The organism is Neorhizobium descurainiae, from assembly GCF_051400715.1.
Lineage (GTDB): Bacteria > Pseudomonadota > Alphaproteobacteria > Rhizobiales > Rhizobiaceae > Neorhizobium.
Genome location: NZ_JBLFFK010000013.1, coordinates 1 through 17,939, shown reverse-complemented (window position 1 = coordinate 17,939; position 17,939 = coordinate 1). Strand labels below are relative to the sequence as shown.

At 64.2% G+C, this 17,939-nt stretch carries 17 protein-coding genes; 12 read left to right on the top strand and 5 right to left on the bottom strand.

The window, feature by feature from the left end; translation table 11 throughout:
* The 11 genes from ACMGE0_RS20740 (at position 1) to ACMGE0_RS20690 (ending at position 12,260) form a co-directional block, all read left to right on the top strand.
* Positions 1-1,485: an NAD(P)-binding domain-containing protein gene (locus tag ACMGE0_RS20740; RefSeq protein WP_436817783.1), complete on the top strand. Its 1,485-nt coding sequence runs from the start codon at positions 1-3 to the stop codon at positions 1,483-1,485.
* 34 nt (positions 1,486-1,519) lie between these two features.
* Entirely contained in the window at positions 1,520-2,437 is a 918-nt protein-coding gene (locus ACMGE0_RS20735; RefSeq protein ID WP_436817782.1) for an ABC transporter permease, read from the top strand.
* Between the two features lie 9 nt (positions 2,438-2,446).
* Complete coding sequence (locus tag ACMGE0_RS20730; RefSeq protein ID WP_436817781.1) at positions 2,447-3,304, top strand: ABC transporter permease; 858 nt, start codon at positions 2,447-2,449, stop codon at positions 3,302-3,304.
* Positions 3,301-4,491, top strand: coding sequence for a M24 family metallopeptidase (locus ACMGE0_RS20725; protein WP_436817780.1), 1,191 nt, complete (start codon positions 3,301-3,303; stop codon positions 4,489-4,491). The genes ACMGE0_RS20730 and ACMGE0_RS20725 overlap by 4 nt, the downstream gene beginning before the upstream one ends.
* Before the next feature lie 6 nt (positions 4,492-4,497).
* Positions 4,498-5,508, top strand: coding sequence for an ABC transporter ATP-binding protein (locus ACMGE0_RS20720; protein ID WP_436817779.1), 1,011 nt, complete (start codon positions 4,498-4,500; stop codon positions 5,506-5,508).
* Complete coding sequence (locus tag ACMGE0_RS20715) at positions 5,505-6,425, top strand: ABC transporter ATP-binding protein (RefSeq protein ID WP_436817778.1); 921 nt, start codon at positions 5,505-5,507, stop codon at positions 6,423-6,425. The genes ACMGE0_RS20720 and ACMGE0_RS20715 overlap by 4 nt, the downstream gene beginning before the upstream one ends.
* Positions 6,426-6,430: 5 nt before the next feature.
* Positions 6,431-8,704 carry a molybdopterin-dependent oxidoreductase gene (locus tag ACMGE0_RS20710; RefSeq protein WP_436817777.1) on the top strand — a complete coding sequence of 758 codons (2,274 nt, stop codon included), beginning with the start codon at positions 6,431-6,433 and terminating at the stop codon, positions 8,702-8,704.
* Positions 8,705-8,715: 11 nt separating this feature from the next.
* On the top strand, positions 8,716-9,207 hold the full coding sequence (locus ACMGE0_RS20705) for a CMD domain-containing protein (protein ID WP_436817776.1): 492 nt from the start codon (positions 8,716-8,718) through the stop codon (positions 9,205-9,207).
* Entirely contained in the window at positions 9,204-9,782 is a 579-nt protein-coding gene (locus ACMGE0_RS20700) for a peroxidase-related enzyme (protein WP_436817775.1), read from the top strand. The genes ACMGE0_RS20705 and ACMGE0_RS20700 overlap by 4 nt, the downstream gene beginning before the upstream one ends.
* A gap of 63 nt (positions 9,783-9,845) precedes the next feature.
* Positions 9,846-11,348 (top strand): ABC transporter substrate-binding protein, encoded by a 1,503-nt coding sequence (locus ACMGE0_RS20695; RefSeq protein WP_436817774.1) that lies wholly within the window; start codon positions 9,846-9,848, stop codon positions 11,346-11,348.
* A gap of 63 nt (positions 11,349-11,411) precedes the next feature.
* Complete coding sequence (locus ACMGE0_RS20690) at positions 11,412-12,260, top strand: alpha/beta fold hydrolase (RefSeq protein ID WP_436817773.1); 849 nt, start codon at positions 11,412-11,414, stop codon at positions 12,258-12,260.
* A gap of 20 nt (positions 12,261-12,280) precedes the next feature.
* On the opposite strand, the gene ACMGE0_RS20685 is transcribed toward ACMGE0_RS20690, so the two are convergent.
* The 5 genes from ACMGE0_RS20685 to ACMGE0_RS20665 form a co-directional block, all read right to left on the bottom strand.
* Entirely contained in the window at positions 12,281-13,351 is a 1,071-nt protein-coding gene (locus tag ACMGE0_RS20685) for an LLM class flavin-dependent oxidoreductase (protein WP_436817772.1), read from the bottom strand.
* Positions 13,352-13,489: 138 nt separating this feature from the next.
* Positions 13,490-14,866: an LLM class flavin-dependent oxidoreductase gene (locus tag ACMGE0_RS20680; protein WP_436817771.1), complete on the bottom strand. Its 1,377-nt coding sequence runs from the start codon at positions 14,864-14,866 to the stop codon at positions 13,490-13,492.
* A 22-nt stretch (positions 14,867-14,888) separates the two neighbouring features.
* Positions 14,889-15,638, bottom strand: a complete 750-nt coding sequence (locus ACMGE0_RS20675) for an ABC transporter ATP-binding protein (RefSeq protein ID WP_436817770.1) — start codon at positions 15,636-15,638, stop codon at positions 14,889-14,891.
* The gene (locus ACMGE0_RS20670) at positions 15,614-16,495 is read right to left on the bottom strand and encodes an ABC transporter permease (protein WP_436817769.1); all 882 of its coding nucleotides are present in this window, start codon (positions 16,493-16,495) and stop codon (positions 15,614-15,616) included. Before ACMGE0_RS20670 ends, ACMGE0_RS20675 begins: the two co-directional genes overlap by 25 nt.
* Before the next feature lie 34 nt (positions 16,496-16,529).
* A complete protein-coding gene (locus tag ACMGE0_RS20665; RefSeq protein ID WP_436817768.1) occupies positions 16,530-17,555 on the bottom strand; it encodes an ABC transporter substrate-binding protein in 1,026 nt (341 codons plus the stop codon).
* 192 nt (positions 17,556-17,747) lie between these two features.
* Here ACMGE0_RS20665 and ACMGE0_RS20660 point away from each other — a divergent pair.
* Positions 17,748-17,939, top strand: a 192-nt coding sequence (locus tag ACMGE0_RS20660) for a carboxyl transferase domain-containing protein (RefSeq protein ID WP_436817767.1), incomplete at its 3' end; no start/stop codon positions are given.

Genomic DNA, 17,939 nt, shown 5'->3' with positions numbered 1-17,939 from the left:
TTGGACGTGCAGAACCCGCAGCCGATAAGTGGTCTCGCAAGCCTCGAAGAGCGGCTGGCGGAAGACCTTTCTCTGCTGGAACTTCCTCCCAAGGACTGGGTGCCGGCAACCGAATACGACGGCCAGCAGGCTTACGACGCCGTCATCATTGGTGCCGGCATGTGCGGGCTCGTGGCTGCCGCATCGCTGAAGATGCTCGGCATTTTCAATGTCATCTGCCTTGATCGTGCGCCGGAGGGGCTCGAAGGGCCCTGGATTACCTATGCCCGCATGGAGACCCTCCGCTCGCCGAAACAGCTCACCGGCCCTGCGATCGGCCTGCCGGCATTGACCTTCCGGGCCTGGTATGTGGCGCAGTTCGGTGCGGAAGCCTGGGAAGCGCTCGGCAAGATCCCCAAGGACCAGTGGATGGAATATCTCGTCTGGTACCGGAAGGTGCTTCGTCTGCCTGTTCGCAATCTTGTCACCGTTACCGACATGGAGGCGGTGACTGACGACCTGATCGCGCTCGACGCAACCGATAAGGCGAGTGGCAGAGAGGAGCGGATTTATGCGCGCCATGTCATCCTGGCGACCGGCCGCGACGGTCTCGGCGGCAGTTATGTGCCGGAACTCGCCAACGGCATCGATCCGAGGTTCTGGGCCCATTCCGCCGACGACATCGATTTCGCGGCGCTCAGGGGCAAACGGGTTGCGGTGATCGGGGCGGGCGCCTCGGCCATGGACAACGCCGCCACCGCGCTCGAGGCGGGAGCGGGCGGCGTCGACATGATCATCCGGCGCAAGGAGATGCCGCGCGTCAACAAGTTCACCGGCATTTCCAGCCAGGGCGTCGTCCAGGGCTTCGCGGGCTTGAGCGACGACTGGAAATGGAAGTTCATGGATTACGTGCTCGGCGCCCAGACGCCGCCGCCGCGTGATTCGACGCTGCGCGTGTCGCGTCATCCGAACGGCCGCTTCTTTCTCGACACCGCTGTCCGTGGCCTGCGTCAGGGCGGCGGCAACGTGGTGGTCGAAACGAGCCGCGGTGATCTCGAATACGATTTCGTCATCTTTGCCACCGGCTTCCGCGTCGATCTCGACCGGCGTCCCGAACTGCAGAACTTCGCGCCCTTCATCCGCTTCTGGCAGGATACCTTTACGCCGCCGGAGGAAATGGAGAACGGCGAGCTTGCGACCTCCCCCTATCTCGGTCCGGATTTCGAATTCCTCGAAAAGGTGCCGGGAACCTGCCCGGCATTGCGCCTCGTCCACTGCTTCAACTATCCGGCATCGCTGAGCCACGGCAAGCTTTCCGGCGATATCCCAGCCGTCAGCGACGGCGGCCGGCGGCTGGCGCGCGGCATTGCCCGCAGCCTCTTCGTCGCCGATCGGGAGCAGCACTTCGCCAACCTCATGGCCTACGAGACGCCGGAACTTCTCGGTGACGAGTGGACCGATTCGGCCGCGACCCTCGATGAACTCCGCAAGGGTGCCGCCGAATGAAGCGCACCGTCTTCATAACCGGAGGACGCCGGCCGTGACCCGCTACCTCCTCGCCAAGCTGGTGGAAGCGCTCGTCGCCATCTGGGGCGTGGTGACGATCGTCTTCTTCGTCAGTCGCGTGCTTGGGGACCCGGCCGTGCTGCTTCTGCCGGTCGGCGCGAGCCAGCAGGATCTCGATACCCTGCGTGCGGGGCTTGGCCTCGACCGGCCGATCCTCGAACAATATCTGATTTCCCTGCTCGCCATGCTGCGCGGCGATTTCGGCATTTCCTTCCAGCATAACCGGCCGGCGATCGACGTGGTGTTGGAGCGCATGCCGGCGACGTTCGAGCTGGCCGGCACCGCTCTCCTGTTCGGAACCCTGATCGGTGCGGTCGCCGGGGCGATCGCGGCGCTGAAGCGCGGCACGATCTCCGAATTCATCGTCATGATCGCCGCCCTTCTCGGCCAGGCGACGCCGGTCTTCTGGCTCGGCATCATGCTGATCCTCCTCTTCTCCGTCGATCTCGGCTGGCTGCCCACCGGCGGCTCGGGCACGGTCGCCCATCTCGTGCTGCCGGGGTTGACGCTGTCGGTCTTCGTCTCCGCCTCCATCGCCCGGCTGCTGCGTTCCTCCCTGCTCGACATCATGCGCGAGGACTATGTGCGTACGGCGCGCGCCAAGGGCCTGATGCCGCGCACTGTCTTCCTCTGGCATATCGCACGCAATGCGCTGATCCCCGTCGTCACCATGATCGGCATCATCGCCGGCGAGCTTCTCGGCGGCTCGGTCGTCATCGAGACGGTGTTCGCCTGGCCGGGCGTCGGCCGCATCATCATGCAAGGCATCCAGGCGCAGGATTTCCCGGTCATCCAGGCCGGTGTCGCGCTCGTCGCCGCCATCTTCATCCTCGTCAATCTGCTGGTCGATCTGCTTTACGGCGTGCTCGATCCGCGCATCCGTCGGCGATAGGAGCGGCCCATGAAGTCCTTTTTCCTCGCCCTCCTCAAAAGCCGCGCCGGACTGTTCGGTTTCGTTCTCGTCGTCATCTTCGTTCTGGCGGCGCTGCTCGCACCCTATCTCGGCCTGCCGGTGCCGACGCGCTCGAATCTCGTCGCCCGCATGGCGGCGCCCACCTGGACCGGCCTTTTCTCGCCGGGCGCCCATCCGCTCGGCACCGACGAGCTCGGCCGCGATATCCTCTCCCGCATTGTCTACGGGAGCCGGGTGACGCTGACGATCGCGGCTGCAGCGGTCGTTCTCGGCGGCATCGTCGGGACACTGCTCGGCATCGTCGCCGGTTATTATCGCGGCATGGTCGATCGCGTGCTGATGCGCATCGTCGACATCCAGCTCGCATTGCCGCTGATGCTGCTGGCGCTTCTGGTGATCGCAGCGCTCGGTCCTTCGACCACCAACCTCGTCGTCGTGCTCGCGCTGACGAGTTGGCTGCGTTACGCCCGCATCATCCGTGGCCAGGTCTTGGCGCTCCGCGAGCGGGAATTCATCCTCTCGGCGCATGCGATCGGAGCAAGCACCTGGCGCATCATGATCAAGCACCTGCTGCCGAACGTGATCACTCCGGCACTCGTCATCGCGACGCTGGAGCTTGCGCGCATCATCATCATGGATGCCGCACTTTCCTTTCTCGGCCTCGGCGTCCAGCCTCCCAATCCGAGCTGGGGCCGCATGCTCGCCGACGGCCGCGTCTACATCTCTACGGCCTGGTGGATCGTCACCTTCCCCGGGATCGCCATCCTTCTCACCGTGCTCAGCGTCAACCTTCTGGGTGACTGGCTGCGCGATTACTTCGATCCGAAATTGAGGACCACGCGATGAACCAGCTCTCCCGTTCCACCCTGCCGCCCCGCGTCGGACGCCTGAAAGCCGGCATGGCCAGGCAGGACGTCGACGTCATCGTATCCTTCAAGCCGGAAAACAGCTTCTATTTCACCGGCTTCAACCCGATCATCTATTCCCATCCGGTGATCGCGATCCTCACCCGCGACCACGATCCGATCATGCTGGTGCATGCGCTGCGCGACGATCATGGCCGGGCGAGCGCCTGGGTTCCGGATATCCGCCTCTACGGCGCCTGGTCCACCAAGGTGACGATGGGGCCGAACTGGCAGGATGCATTGGCCTCGATCCTGGGCGATCTCGGCGTTGCCGGAAAGACGGTCGGCATCGAGGAGGAATTCATCTCGATCCAGCGGCTCAACCAGCTTCGCAAGGCGCTGCCGGAGGCGAAATTTACCGATGTCAGCCACCTCATCGACCATTGCCGTCTGATCAAGGATCCCGACGAGATCGCCCATGCCCGGATCGCCGCGAAGATCGCCGACGTCGGCATGGATACTGCCGTTGCGGCACTCGCCGCCGGCGGCACGGAACGGGATGTCGCTATCGCCTCCATGCACGAGATGAACAAGCTCTGGGCCGCAAACTACCCTGATGTCGAGGTCTGCGATTTCGGCTCGCTAGAAGGCGGCGTGCAGAACGGTTTGTGGACCTGGGTTCTTTCGGGCCCGCGCATGTTCTTCAATTGCGACAACCCGACCCAGCGCAAGCCGGAGCGCGGCGAAACCGTCTCCGTCCTCATCTGGACGATCGCCAACGGCATCCATGCGGAGAATGAGCGAACGGTCGCCATTGGCCCGCTGCCGGACGTCAACAAGCGGGCGCTCGACGCCATCCTCGAAATCCGCGAGGAGGTCGACGCCCATATCAAGCCCGGCACGCCTTACAAGGAGCTGTTCGAGCGCACGCGTGAAGGTCTGAAGGCACGCGGCTACGGCGCCAATATCCCTGGCCGCATCGGCCATGGCATCGGCCTTGGCGCGCACGAGCATTCGTCGCTCGATGCCGCCTCGCCGCTGGTGCTGGAGCCTGGCATGATCTTCACCTTCGAGCCGAATATCCGCGTGCCGGGCGTCTGCGCCACGCAGATTTCCGACACCGTGCTCGTCACCGGGACCGGGCGCGAATACCTGACCCGCTCGGCCGGCGGCTATCTGGAGGTCTGAGCGTCGATGGCTCCGCTGCTCGAGGTCCGCAATCTCACTGTCGCGTTCGACACGCCGTCCGGCACGGTGCATGCCGTCAACGACGTCTCCTACAGCCTTGAGGAAGGCGAGACGCTCGGCATCGTGGGGGAATCGGGTTCGGGCAAGAGCGTGCACGCCCTCTCGATGGTCGGGCTGATCGCCACGCCGCCCGGCCGTATCGTGCGCGGCGAGGTGGTCTTCAACGGCCGCAACCTGCTGGCCCTTTCGCCGCGCGAGCTTTTCGACCTGCGCGGTAAGGAGATCGGCTTCGTCTTCCAGGACCCGATGACCTCTCTCAATCCCGTGCTGACCATCGAGCGGCAGATCGCCGAGCCGCTCCGCCGCCATTTGGGCATGTCGGCGAGCCAGGCCCGCACGCGCGTCATAGAGCTCCTCGAACTGGTCGGCATCCCCGATGCCGCCCGCCGCGCCCGGCAATACCCGCACGAATTCTCGGGCGGCATGCGCCAGCGCGTGATGATCGCCATCGGCATTTCCTGCAATCCGAAGCTCTTGATCGCCGACGAGGCGACGACCGCGCTCGACGTGACCGTTCAGGCGCAGATCCTCGATCTGGTGCGCGACCTGAAGCGGAAGATCGGCACGACGGTCATCTGGATCACCCACGACATGGGTGTGGTTGCCGGATTGGCCGATACGGTGCAGGTCATGTATGGCGGCCGCATCATGGAGCGAGGCCCGGCCCGCTCTGTCTTTCACGATCCCCGCAGCGCCTATACCTGGGGTCTTTTGAAATCCCTGCCGCATGGCGGCAAGCGCGGTGTCGATCGTCTTTATCAGATCCCCGGCAATCCGCCGGACCTGACGCAGGAGCCGGTCGGTGATCCCTTCGCGCCGCGCAATCCTTTTGCGACCGAGCGATGCCTGGTCGAGACGCCGCCGCTTCTCGACGCCGCCGACAGCGTGCCAGGCCACAAGGTCGCCGCCTGGTACGATCTGCGCGCTGAGCTCGCGCGCATGGAGGGCCAGCCATGACGGATGCCCCCATGAATGCGCCGCTCGTTTCGGTCGACCGGCTCAGCAAGCACTACGGCGGCGAGCGGCGCCTGATAGGCGGTGCGGTACCGCTGCTGAAGGCGGTCAACAATGTGAGCTTCGACATTGCGCCCGGCGAAACACTGGGCCTCGTCGGCGAATCCGGCTCGGGCAAGAGCACGACCGGCCGGGTCCTGCTGCAGCTCGAAGCGCCGACCGGCGGCGACATCCTCTATAAGGGCGAAAACATCACTGGCCTTTCGAAGCCGGCGCTGAAACCCTATCGGCGCGACATGCAGGTCATCTTCCAGGACCCGTATGCATCGCTCAATCCGCGCATGACGGTGGGCGAATTCGTTGCCGAACCGCTTGATGTCCATGGCCTTGCGGGCTCCAGATCGGAGCGCGAGGATCGCGTCGCAACGCTCTTTTCGAAAGTCGGCCTCGACCCTTCCTTCATGAAGCGCTATCCGCACGAGTTTTCTGGCGGTCAGCGCCAGCGCGTCAGCATCGCCCGGGCGATCGCGCTCAACCCCGCCTTCATCGTGGCGGACGAGCCGATCACGGCGCTCGACGTCTCGATCCAGGCGCAGATCGTCAACCTCTTCCAGGACCTGCAGGACGAGCTCGGACTCACCTATCTCTTCATCGCCCACGACCTGTCGATGATCCGCTATCTCTGCCATCGGGTCGCGGTGATGTTGCGCGGGCGCATCGTCGAGATCGGTCCCTGCGAGGCGATCTTCGAAAATCCGCAGCATCCCTATACCAGGGCGCTCCTCTCGGCGATCCCGGTTCCCGATCCGGACATCGAACGGAACCGCCGACCCATCGCTTTCGACGTCAATGCCAACCTGCCGCCCGAGGAGGCCGTGTTGCGGTCTGTCGGAGACCGGCACTTCGTTCTGGGAGTCTAGGCAGCATGCACCTGTTCGCTACCCATTTCGGAACCTATGAGGTCGGCGCGGATGCGAACGGAAAGCCACGGCTCCTGCCTTTCCGGCACGATCCCGATCCATCGGAAATAGGGCTTGGTTATCTCGATCTCGCCGATCATCCGGAACGCATCCGCGCTCCGATGGCGCGGCGCTCATGGCTGGAGAAGGGACCGCTCGCCGGCTCGGGCGGTTTGCGCGGCCGCGAGGATTTCGTCGAGGTGGACTGGAACAGGGCAGCCAGCCTCATTGCGGAGGAGTTGCGGCGCGTTCGCTCCACCCACGGCAATCAGGCGATCTTCGGCGGTTCGTACGGCTGGGCGAGCGCCGGCCGTTTCCATCATGCGCAGAGCCAGCTCAAGCGGCTGCTCAATCTTGCCGGCGGCTTCACGTCTTCGGTCAACACCTATTCCTACGGCGCGGCCGGTGTGCTTCTGCCGCATATTCTCGGGCCGGACCACAAGGATGCCTGCGATACCTCGCCGTCCTGGAGCGATATCGCGGACAATTGCGAGCTTCTCGTCGGGTTCGGCGGCTTCCGGCTGACGAATTCGCAGGTCGAGGCCGGCGGCACGGGAAGCCACCGCGCCGTCGAATGGCTCCGCCACTGCCAGGAAAAGGGCGTACGCATCACCGTGTTCAGCCCGGCGGCGAGCGACGCGCCCGAAGGGCCGAATGTCCGCCATATTCCGCTGCGGCCCAATACCGACACGGCCGTGATGATCGCCATGTGCCACACGCTGCTCACGGAAGGCCTGCTCGACTGCCCGTTCCTGAAGCGCTGCACGGTGGGTTTCGGGGAGTTCGAGAGCTATCTCGTCGGAGAGATGGACGGCGTTGCCAAGGATGCCGAATGGGCCGCGAAGATTTCGGGAGTGCCGGCCGAAACGATCGTCGAGATCGCCGAGGATCTGCACGATCTGCGCAGCCTCGTCAACGTCGCGTGGTCTCTGCAGCGGGCCCGCTTTGGCGAACAGCCTTTCTGGGCGGCGATCGCGCTCGCTTCGATGGCGGGCCATGTCGGTAAGCGGGGCTGCGGCTTCGCCTTCGGTCTCACGGCCGCGAATTCCGTCGGCCAGCCCGTGCGGCGTCTGAAAGGTCCTGCCTTCGAGCAAGGCGTCAACCCGGTCCGCCATTTCATTCCGGTGGCGCGCATCACCGAGCTCCTGGAAAATCCCGGCGGCCGGATCGATTACGATGGCCAAGTCCTCGAACTTCCCGATATCCGGCTTATCTGGTGGGCGGGCGGCAATCCCTTTCACCACCATCAGGACCTCAACCGGCTTTCCGAAGCGTTCCGGCGGCCGGAAACGGTGATCGTCACCGAGAACATGTGGACAGCCACAGCCCGCATGGCGGATATCGTCCTGCCGTCTGCCTTTCCCTTCGAGCGGGACGATATCGCGGCCTCCTCGCGCGACAACTGGCTGGTCTACAGCCGCCGCGTCATGGACCCGCCCGCTGGCGTGCATACCGATCACGAAGCCTATCGGATGATTGCCGAAAAGCTCGGCTGCCGCGAAAGGTTCGACGAAAATCTCGGGATCGACGAATGGCTGGCGCGCATCTACGAGGGTTATCGCGACCGCTATCCCGAGTTGCCGGATTACCAGGCGTTTCGTCTCCGCGGTTTCGCGGCGCTGGACGAGGGCGAGGTGGCCCCGGCGCCCGCCGATCACTTCCGCCGTTTCGTAGGGGACCCGGAAGCCGCGCCGCTGAAGACGCCGAGCGGCAGGATCGAAATCCGTTCCGCCAAGATCGGCAATTGCGGCTATCCCGATATCGGCATCCATCCCGCCTGGAATGAGCCGGAGGAATGGCTCGGTTCGCCGCTCGCCTCGCGGCATCGCTTCCATCTTCTTTCGCCGCAGCCGGCGCATCGCCTGCATGGACAGCTTGAATACGGCCCGGTCAGCCGGAGAGCCAAGCTCGACGGGTACGAGCGGTTTCAGCTGAGCGCGGCCGATGCCGATGGGCTCGGCGTCAAGGACGGGGAGCTCTGCGAGCTGTATAACGACCGGGGCAGCACGGTTGCCGCCTTGGCGGTCGACGATCGCCTGATGCCGGGCGTGGCCATCCTGCCGACCGGCGGCTGGTTCCGGCCAGATGCCGCAGGCGTCGACCACGGCGGCAATCCCAATACGCTCACCGCGATCACGCCTGCCTCGCATTTGTCGCAGGCGACCGCGCCGAATTCCTGCCTGGTCTCGATCCGTCCCTGGCGCGGCCCTCGGGATGGATCGTCTGGGCGAACAGCATGAGGATTGAAAACATGGACCAGATCGACATCCTCTCCGGCCTCAAACCGGACTCCGAAGTCTACCGGGCTCGCCGTGAGCGGCCGGAATTCGTGGATGGCGCCGAGCTTTGCCGCGAAACCGTGCTTGCGCCGCGCAATGGCTTCGGCATCAGCCATGCTATGCGTGCTGCGCTTGCCGCCCGCATGGCGCGCTTTATCGGCCGTGAGGATCTCGCCCGCGCCTATGACCTGATGCTGGATGAAGCCGGCAGCGATGACGAACTTGCCGCCATCGCCTCGACGGGGGATTTGCCACCCGAGGCCGATGCCTTCACGAAAGCTCTCGTCCGGCACGCCGACTTCGTTACAAAAACGCCGCGTGACAGCATCAGGGCGGATATCGAACGGCTTGAAGCAGCCGGGCTCACCAATCCGCAGATCATTGCGCTGTCGGAACTGATCGCCTTCGTGAATTTCGAGGCCCGCGTCATCGTCGGCCTCAGCGTTCTGGAGCTGGTGGCATGAGCGGGGCGGGCTTCAAGGTCAAGGCGCTTTCCTGGGCGCCCTATATCGAACCGGTCGATGTCGCGGCGGCGACGGAGGAACAGCTCGCCGCCATGCAGGTGACGCCTTCCAACACCAAGGTATCGCCCTATGTGCGGACCCTTGCGCACGATCCGGAATCCTATGTGGCGCGCACGAAGCTCTTCAACGCCATCATGTACGCCAAAGGGGGGCTCGGCCGGGCGGAGCGTGAACTCGGCGCGCTCGTCGCCTCGGCGGTCAACCGCTGCGTCTACTGCGCCTCGGTGCATGCCCGCCGTTATGTCGAACTCTCCGACCGTTCGGATGTCGTCGAGGAAATCTACATGCGCGGGCTCGACGGCCCCTTCGAACCGAAAGTTCAGGCGATCGTCGATTTCTGCAGGACGCTTTCCGAGACGCCCTCCCGTGTGACCAGGGAGCAGGTGCAGGCCTTGCGCGATCACGGCCTGTCGAAAGCCGAGATCATCGATCTCATCCATTCGGCGGCGATCTTCGGCTGGGCCAACCGGTTGATGCACACGCTCGGCCATTCCACTCCCGTCGAGGCGAAGTGATCGTCGCCGGCGGATAAGGGCATTGAAATTGAAGGCATTTATCAATTCAGAAGGAGCTGGAGCATGAATAGGAAACTGATATCGGCGGCAATCGCCGCCTTTTCGCTGGGTGCATTGATGTCGACCACGGCGCTTGCCCAGGGCAAGACGCTGACCATCGGCATCACCAATACGGTCAACACGTTCGACCCGCATATGACGGCCTCGGTCGGCACCGATCTGAGCCTGCTCAGCCACATCTATCCGTCGCTTGTGCTGCGTGCGCCGGACATGAAGATCGTCCCGTCGCTCGCCACCGAATGGAAAAGCGTCGACGACAATACCTGGCGGATCACGCTGCGTTCCGACGCGGTGTTCAACGACGGCGAGAAGATCGATGCCGAAGCGGTCAAGTGGAACTTCGACCGCGTCCGCGATCCGGCCGTCAATGCCCGCATCAAGGCCTGGTTCACGCTGATCTCCGATGTGAAGGTCGTGAGCCCGACCGAGCTCGAGATCAGGACGAGCTCTCCCTATCCGGCGATGATCGAGCAGCTTTCGATGTTCTTCCTGCTGCCCCCAAAATGGGCGGCCGAGCACAAGCCGGCAACCGAGACCGCATCCGGCGGTCCCTACGTCCTGACGGCGGTCAAGCCGGGCGAGAGCTTCACGCTCGAAGCCAATCCGCAATACTGGGGGCCGAAACCGGATTTCGACCAGGTGGTCGTCCGCGTGATCCCCGAGCCGGCGAGCCGCGTCGCAGCCCTCCTTGCCGGCGAAGTGGACTTCGTGAACTCGATCCCGACCACCGAAATCCAGCGCATCCAGGATGCCGGCAGCGCCCAGGCGGGTGCCGTGCCGAGCACGCGCACCGTGTTCATCAAGTTCAACACGCAGAAACCGCCGCTCGACAACAAGCTCTTCCGCCAGGCGCTGAACTACGCGATCGACAAGGAAGGCATCGTCAAGGCGATCTTCAACGATCAGGCGGAGATTGCCCGCTGCGAAGTCATGTCGAAGACCTATTTCGGCTTCAATCCGGACCTGAAGCCCTATCCATACGATCCGGACAAGGCGGCCGAGCTCCTGGAACAGGCCGGCGGCGCGCCGTCCGAGCCGATCGAGTTCGACGTTCCAAGCGGCACCTACCTCAACGGCGAGGAAGTCGTGCAGGCCGTGGCGAGCCAGCTCGAGGAGATCGGCGTCAAGACGAAGATCGTCGAGATGCAGTTCAGCGCCTATATGGACAAGTATCTCAAGACCAAGGATCTGGCCCGCCTGAGCCTGCTCAGCCAGGCCTGGCCGACGATCGATGCGGACGGTCTGCTCACCCTCTTCGCGCCGGGCAATATCTACGCTTATTGGAACAATGCCGAGTTCGGCAAGGCTCTCGAAGAGGGCCGGTCGACGATGGACAAGGAAAAGCGTCTGGCCGCCTACAAGAAGGCGACCGAGGTCATGTGCGACGAGGCGCCCGCGCTCTTCCTCTATACCCAGCCGGCGACCTTCGGGCTTTCCAAGCGCATCACCTGGACGCCGCGCGGCGACGACTGGGTGCGCGCCTTCGACATGAAGCCCGCCAACTGATGATCCCGCATCCCGCGTTCCTTTCGGACGCGGGATGCTTCCCGCCAGACCCGAGGATATCCCATGCCGACAGTGACCTTGAACAATGCCACCTTCGTCTACGACGATATCGGCGATCCGAACGCGGAAACCATCATCGCGCTCCATGGCGGGCGGGGCATCGGCGACCGGCGGGGTGAGTTCAGCGCCTACAAGGTGCTCGCGGACAAGTACCGGGTGATCGCCTATGACCAGCGCGGCTGCGGCGAGACGAGCCTTACGCCTCCCTATACGTTCGAGCAGCTCGCCGACGATGTCGAAGCCTTCCGCGTGAACCTCTGCGGCGGCCGCAAGATCATTCTCGAAGGCGGTTCGTTCGGCGGCATGATCGCGCTCACCTACGCCGTCAAGTACGGTCACAATCTTTCACGGCTGATCCTGCGCGGCACGGCGGCGAGCTATCACCATGAAGACGATGCGATGGTGGTGTTCAAGGAGCGCATTCACAAGGCGACCAGCGCCTCTCTGTCGATGCTCGACAAGATGTTTTCCGACAAGGTGAAGGACGATACGGAACTGCGCCTCATCTGGCTGGCGCTGCAGCCGCTCTACTACGAAAAATTCGATCCCGACGCGGCGCTGGAACGGACGCGCACCATGCATCTCCACGCGGAGACGCACAACGCGCTCTTCAAGGAACGGCTCTACGATCTGCGCGATCGCCTCAAGGATATCCCGGTTCCCACACTCGTCGTCTGCGGCGCCGAGGACTGGATCTGCCCGCCCAACCACTCGCGCTTGATCGCCGAACGGATTCCGAAGGGCGAGCTTCTCGAAGTGCCCGGCGCCAACCACGCGGTCCATGTGGAGGCACATGACACGGTCATAGCCGCCATTCGGGAGTTCCTGGCCCGAACCTCAAGTCCTGCTTGAGTGAGCCGTTTGGCAGGGCGTCACCCGCGAAGGAGCGGCAGCAGTTGATCGCCCTGCCGCTTGATTTCCGACAAGTACGGCGTGTCAGAGAGCACGAAATGCGTGATGCCCAGATCCCGGTACTTGCGCAGCGAACCGGCGACATCCACCGCTGAGCCGACCAGCCAGGTGGTGCCGGCACCGCCGCCGCCGAACTTGCCCGGCGCGGTATAGAGGTTGTCGTCGAGGACGTCGCCGCGCTCGTGCAGGTCGAGCAGCCGCCGTTGTCCGACCGCGACCGCCCGCCTGTGATCGTTCCAGCCGGCGCCCTTGGCCTTCGCCATCTCGGTCACCTTCGCCTCGGCGTCGGCCCAGGCCTCTTCCGTCGTGTCGCGGACCAGTGTGGTGATCCGCAGCCCGAACTCCAGCGGAGGCAGGTCGCGGTCCAGCTTGCTGCTCAGCGCCTTGAGCCGCTCGATCCGCTCGCGGACACCGTCGAGCGGTTCGCCCCAGAAGAGCTGGACATCGGCTTCGGTGGCGGCGACCCGCTCGGCCGCCTCCGAAGCGCCGCCGAAATAGAGCTTCGGGTGACGGCGTTCGCCGCGGACCGCGATGGGCGGCACCACGGTGGAGCCGGTGACCCGGAAGTGCTCGCCCGCATAGGTGACGTTCTCTTCCGTCCACAGTCTGCGGACCAGCCGCATGAACTCCTTGGTGCGGGCATAGCGGTGCGCCTGATCGCCTTCGCTGTCGCCGTATGCGGAAAGGTTGTCCTGGCCCGATACGATGTTGACCCGCACGCGGCCGCCGGTGAGGTGATCCAGCGTGGCTGCGGCGGACGCGAAGTTCGCCGGCCGCCAGTAGCCCGGCCGGATCGCGATGAGCGGCTCGAAAGTGGTGGTTCGCGCGGCGAGCGAGGCCGCGACGGTGAAAGTGTCGGGCCGGCCCCAGCCGGTGCCGATGAGCGCACCCTTCCAGCCGTGCTCCTCCAAAGCCTTCGCGTGGCTGGTCAGCGTCTCCAGGCTGTTGTGGTTTTCGGTCGCTGAATCGCCGCGATGACCGGCTTTGACGTCGTTCGGGATATACCAGAGAAATTCGGAATTGCTGCTCATGCGATGGGCCTGCAGTTCTGTATGGTTGGCTTGGTGAAATCGCCGGGAAGACATCCCGGCTGAATGCTATTGGTGATGACCGGCGAACTCAACATCGGCGTGGCAGGTTCTCCGCCGGAGCCGCTTCGGGATGGATCGTCATCCGGCCGCACGCGTCTCCTGCTCCTGCCGTGCCCGAAGCGCAAAGCCGCTCTGCGGACGTTTCAGGCCCAGGTTTTCCCTGAGCGTCGTGCCTTCATATTCGTCCCGGAACAGTCCCCGCTTGCGGAGGATCGGGACCACCTGGTCCACGAAATCGGCAAGGCCTGTGGGTAGGATCGGCGGCATGATGTTGAAGGCGTCCGCGGCGCCCTTCTCGAACCATTCCTGCATCGCGTCGGCGATCTGCTCCGGCGTGCCGACCACCGTCCGGTGTCCGCGGGCGGTCGCGACCGCCAGATAGAACTGGCGCAGCGTCAGGTTGTTGCGCGAAACCAGATCGGAGACCAGCTTCAGGCGGCTCTTGTTGAGTTCGGTGTCCTGCGGCAGGGGCGGAGCCGGATCGTCCAGCGAATAGCCGGAAAGGTCGACGCCCTTGTAGTGGCGTGCAAGGATGTTCCAGGCGATGGAAGGATGAACCAGCGACTGGAGATAGTCGTAATTCGCCTGGGTTTCCGCTTCGGTCCCCCCGAGGACCGCGAAGATGCCGGGGCTGATCAGCAGCTCGTCCGGCCTGCGTCCGTAGCGGGCGAGCCGCCCCTTGACGTCTGAATAGAATTCCTGCGCATCCTCGAGCGTCTGGTTGGCGGTGAAGATCATCTCCGCCGTGCGGGCGGCCAGTTCCCGCCCGGGCTCCGAAGCGCCGGCCTGCACGATGACAGGATAGCCCTGGACGGGACGGCCGACATTGAGCGGGCCGGTGACCGAGAAGAACTGGCCCTTGTGATCGACGAGATGCACCTTGTCGGGATCGAGATAGATACCGCTTTCCTTGTCTCGGATGAAGGCGTCGTCCTCGTAGGAATCCCACAGGCCCTTGACGAGATCGACGAATTCCTCGGCCCGCGCGTAGCGGTCGGCATGGGCGGGATGGCCGGGGATCGAAAAATTCTTCGAAACGTCGGCGCCGGTGGTGACGACGTTCCAGGCCGCGCGCCCCTTCGAGATATAGTCGAGGGAGGCGAATTTGCGGGCCAGAAGATAGGGATCCTCGTAGGTGGTAGATGCCGTGGCGACGAAACCGATGCGGCTCGTGGCCTGCGACAGCGCCGCCCAGAGCGTCACCGGTTCGAAATGTGCTCCCTGGGCGGTACGGCGGAGCACTTCGGGGTCCTTGGCCCGTTCCCAGCCGGCCGGACTGTCGGCCACGAAGACCAGATCGAACTTGCCCCGTTCAGCGGTCTGCGCAAGCTCCCGGTAGTGGTCGATGTTCAGGCCGGCGTCGGCCTGTGAGTCCGGATGGCGCCAGGCGGCGACATGATGGCCCGTTGCCATGATGAACGCACCGAGCCGCATCTGTCTCTTTTGTTTGCTCATTTGGCTTGCCTCCGGTTGTTTTCTACGCTGCCTTGCTGCCCGAGACGTCGACTCCGAGCCGGCTCAGGAGATGACTGCGGATCTGCGCGAACCGCGGATCGCTATGGTCGCGCGGCGCCGGCAGGTCGATCCTGAGATCCTCGATGAAACGGCCCTCGTCGAGCACCAGTATCCGGTCGGCGAGGGAGATCGCCTCGTCGACATCGTGGGTGACGAGCAGCACGGCGGGACGGTGCCTTGCGCACAACTCCCGCAGGAGGTCGTGCATCTTCAGCCGGGTCAGCGCGTCCAGCGCGCCGAACGGCTCGTCCGCGAGGAGCAGGGCCGGATCGCGAACGAGGGAGCGGGCCAGAGCGACCCTCTGCTGCTCTCCGCCCGAAAGCTGGTTCGGCCAGGCGTTTTCGCGCCCCTGAAGGCCGACTTCCGCAAGGGCCTTCCGTCCCGCCTCCTGGCCGGACGTGCCGGGCAGTCCGAGCGTGACGTTCTGGATGACGCTGCGCCACGGCAACAGGCGGGCGTCCTGAAATACTACCGAAAGGTTCTCCGGCACGTCGAGCGTGCCGGTTCCCTCGACTTCGTGGTCGAGACCGGCCAGGGCCCGCAGGAAAGTGCTTTTGCCCGAACCGCTCTTGCCGAGCAGGGCAACGAACTCGCCCCTTTCGATATCGAGATCCACGCCGTCCAGGATCGTCTTCGCCGCAAACCTCCTGACGAGGTTTTCGACATGGACGGCTTTGGTTGCAGGCTTCAGCTGGCCAGAGTGCGACGCCATGAGAGAACCCTCCGTTCGAGCAGCCGGACGAGACCGTCCGAGACGAGGCCGAGCAGCACATAGACCACCAGGCCGACGAGAATGACGTCGGTCTGCCCGTAGGTGCGGGCGAGATCGATCATGTAGCCGAGCCCGCTGGTGGCGTTGATCTGCTCGACGACGACGAGAGAGACCCAGCAGAGGGTCACGGCAAACCGCAATCCCAGGAGGAAGCCGGGCAACGCACCGGGCAGGACCACCTGGAGGATGAAGTCCTTCTGGCTCATGCGCAGCGTCTCCGCCAGTTCGACATAACGGCTGTCGATGCTGCGAAGCGCATTGTGGGTGTGGATGTAGACCGGCACGATCACGGCAAGCACGATGGTCGTGACCTTCATGCTTTCGCCAATGCCGAACCACAGGATCAGAAGCGGGATCAGGGCCAGCGTCGGAATGGCGCGCTTGATCTGGACGGGGCCGTCGATCAGCGCTTCTCCGATGCGGGAGAGACCGGCGATGACGGCGAGGATCGTGCCGACCGCCAGCCCGATGCCGAGGCCGAGCAGGGCGCGCGTCGCCGAGGTGACGAAATTGTCCTGCAGGCGGCCCTGCTCGATGAGCCTTCCGAAGGCCTCGATGACCGTCCACGGCGCAGACAGGATGCGCGGGTCGATCCATCCGAGAGCCGAGCCGGCCACCCAGATCAGCACGAGCAGCGCCGGTCCGATCTGCAGGCCGAAAGGTATCGCGGGTCCGGGACCCAGTTTGCGGCGGGCGCGCGGGCCGGCCGGTTTTGTTGCGGTTGAACCGGCATATGCAATGTCGCGGTGGGGCGTCCGGATCGACTTTCCCCCATCCACATCCCAGGTGGTCGCCATGCTTCAGATCTCCTCTTGGACTGGATGCCGACGATTACTGGCTCTTGGCCAGAGCCGCGGCGCCGAGCTTTTCGAAGCGGTTGTCGAAGATCGTTTCCACGTCGTAAGGCTCGTAGCCGAGCTCTTCCGCCAGCAGGTCGATGGTCTCCTGGTGGCGCTTCTTCACGTCGCTCCAACTGTCGGGTACGACCTGTTCGCCGGTCAGCTTGACGAGATATTCCCCGTCCTCGCGGCTGAGGCCCTGCTGGCCGACGTAATATTCCCTGATCCAGGTCTCCGGGTTCTGGTTGACCCATTCGGTTGCCCGTGCCCACAGACCCACATATTCGGCGAGGGCCGCCGCCTTGGCGGGATCGTCCAGCACCCATTGCGGCGCGTAGAGATGGCCCGGATCGTCACGCAGGCCATGCTCGACGAGCGTTGCGCCGTCAGGACCGTACTGGGCGATATAGCGGCGTATGTTCACACCGCCGAGCGGAGCGATGTCGACCTGCTTGCTCGCCAGCGCCTTCGGATAGACGTCGCCGGTGCTCGGCAGTTCGACAAGCGTGACGTCGCTCTTCTTCAGGCCCGCGGCATGGATGGCGCGCAGCACGAGAGTGCCCTGCGCCTGGCCGGGGCTGAACGCGATGCGCTTGCCGCGGAAATCCGCCAGCGTCTTGACATCGGCGCCCGGCGCGATGCCGAACCGGTAGATCGGGTTTGCGATCGGATCGCGGCGTTCGCGATAGGCGATGTTGCGGACCGGCAGGTTGTTCCAGTTGGCGAAGATCGACGGGATCTCGGCCACCGATCCGACGTCCAGCGCCCTGGCGCGAAAAGCTTCGGAAGTCTGAGGTCCGCCGCTGATATTGGCCCATTTCACCTCGAAAGTGAGTTCCTTGACGAGGCCGGACAGTTCCAGCGCTTTTTGCGTCGTCGGATCGCCGATCGTCAGAACCGTCCCCGGCGGCACCTTGGGGAGCAGGGGCGCATTCGCCTGGGCAGTCGCCGCGCTGTGGATCGCGCCGAGGGTAAGCAGACCGAACAGGGCGGTCTTCAATGTCTTTGCCAATGTCATCGTTGATCTTTCCCGTTATAGGTTGCAGGGAGCGATGCACGGCAGGGTGGGATATTTTCTATAAAATAAATAGACTATCTATTCCCTTCGTCGAGCTATTGGGAGAAAGTAATTCTACATGTTGGCGCGCTGAATGGTTTGCCCAATCGGGCTTTCGGTTTTAAGACATGCAGGCGAAGTCCGGGAGATCACATGCGCGCAGTTCTGGGTGAGGTCGAGAAGCGTCGATCCGAAGCACGGCTTGGCGGTGGTGAGAGGCGGATCGAGGCACAGCATGCCAAGGGGAAGCTGACGGCGCGCGAGCGCATCGAGGTGCTGCTGGACGAGGGCTCCTTCGAGGAGTTCGACATGTACGTCACCCACCGCGCGGTGGATTTCGGCATG

Excerpts from the sequence above, each read along its gene's own strand:
- ACMGE0_RS20675 (WP_436817770.1), bottom strand. The coding sequence starts at position 15,638 with ATGGCGTCGCACTCTGGCCAGCTGAAGCCTGCAACCAAAGCCGTCCAT.
- ACMGE0_RS20710 (WP_436817777.1), top strand. The coding sequence starts at position 6,431 with ATGCACCTGTTCGCTACCCATTTCGGAACCTATGAGGTCGGCGCGGAT.
- ACMGE0_RS20685 (WP_436817772.1), bottom strand. The coding sequence starts at position 13,351 with ATGAGCAGCAATTCCGAATTTCTCTGGTATATCCCGAACGACGTCAAA.
- ACMGE0_RS20720 (WP_436817779.1), top strand. The coding sequence starts at position 4,498 with ATGGCTCCGCTGCTCGAGGTCCGCAATCTCACTGTCGCGTTCGACACG.
- ACMGE0_RS20670 (WP_436817769.1), bottom strand. The coding sequence starts at position 16,495 with ATGGCGACCACCTGGGATGTGGATGGGGGAAAGTCGATCCGGACGCCC.
- ACMGE0_RS20690 (WP_436817773.1), top strand. The coding sequence starts at position 11,412 with ATGCCGACAGTGACCTTGAACAATGCCACCTTCGTCTACGACGATATC.
- ACMGE0_RS20730 (WP_436817781.1), top strand. The coding sequence starts at position 2,447 with ATGAAGTCCTTTTTCCTCGCCCTCCTCAAAAGCCGCGCCGGACTGTTC.
- ACMGE0_RS20680 (WP_436817771.1), bottom strand. The coding sequence starts at position 14,866 with ATGAGCAAACAAAAGAGACAGATGCGGCTCGGTGCGTTCATCATGGCA.
- ACMGE0_RS20705 (WP_436817776.1), top strand. The coding sequence starts at position 8,716 with ATGGACCAGATCGACATCCTCTCCGGCCTCAAACCGGACTCCGAAGTC.
- ACMGE0_RS20695 (WP_436817774.1), top strand. The coding sequence starts at position 9,846 with ATGAATAGGAAACTGATATCGGCGGCAATCGCCGCCTTTTCGCTGGGT.
- ACMGE0_RS20700 (WP_436817775.1), top strand. The coding sequence starts at position 9,204 with ATGAGCGGGGCGGGCTTCAAGGTCAAGGCGCTTTCCTGGGCGCCCTAT.
- ACMGE0_RS20725 (WP_436817780.1), top strand. The coding sequence starts at position 3,301 with ATGAACCAGCTCTCCCGTTCCACCCTGCCGCCCCGCGTCGGACGCCTG.
- ACMGE0_RS20665 (WP_436817768.1), bottom strand. The coding sequence starts at position 17,555 with ATGACATTGGCAAAGACATTGAAGACCGCCCTGTTCGGTCTGCTTACC.
- ACMGE0_RS20715 (WP_436817778.1), top strand. The coding sequence starts at position 5,505 with ATGACGGATGCCCCCATGAATGCGCCGCTCGTTTCGGTCGACCGGCTC.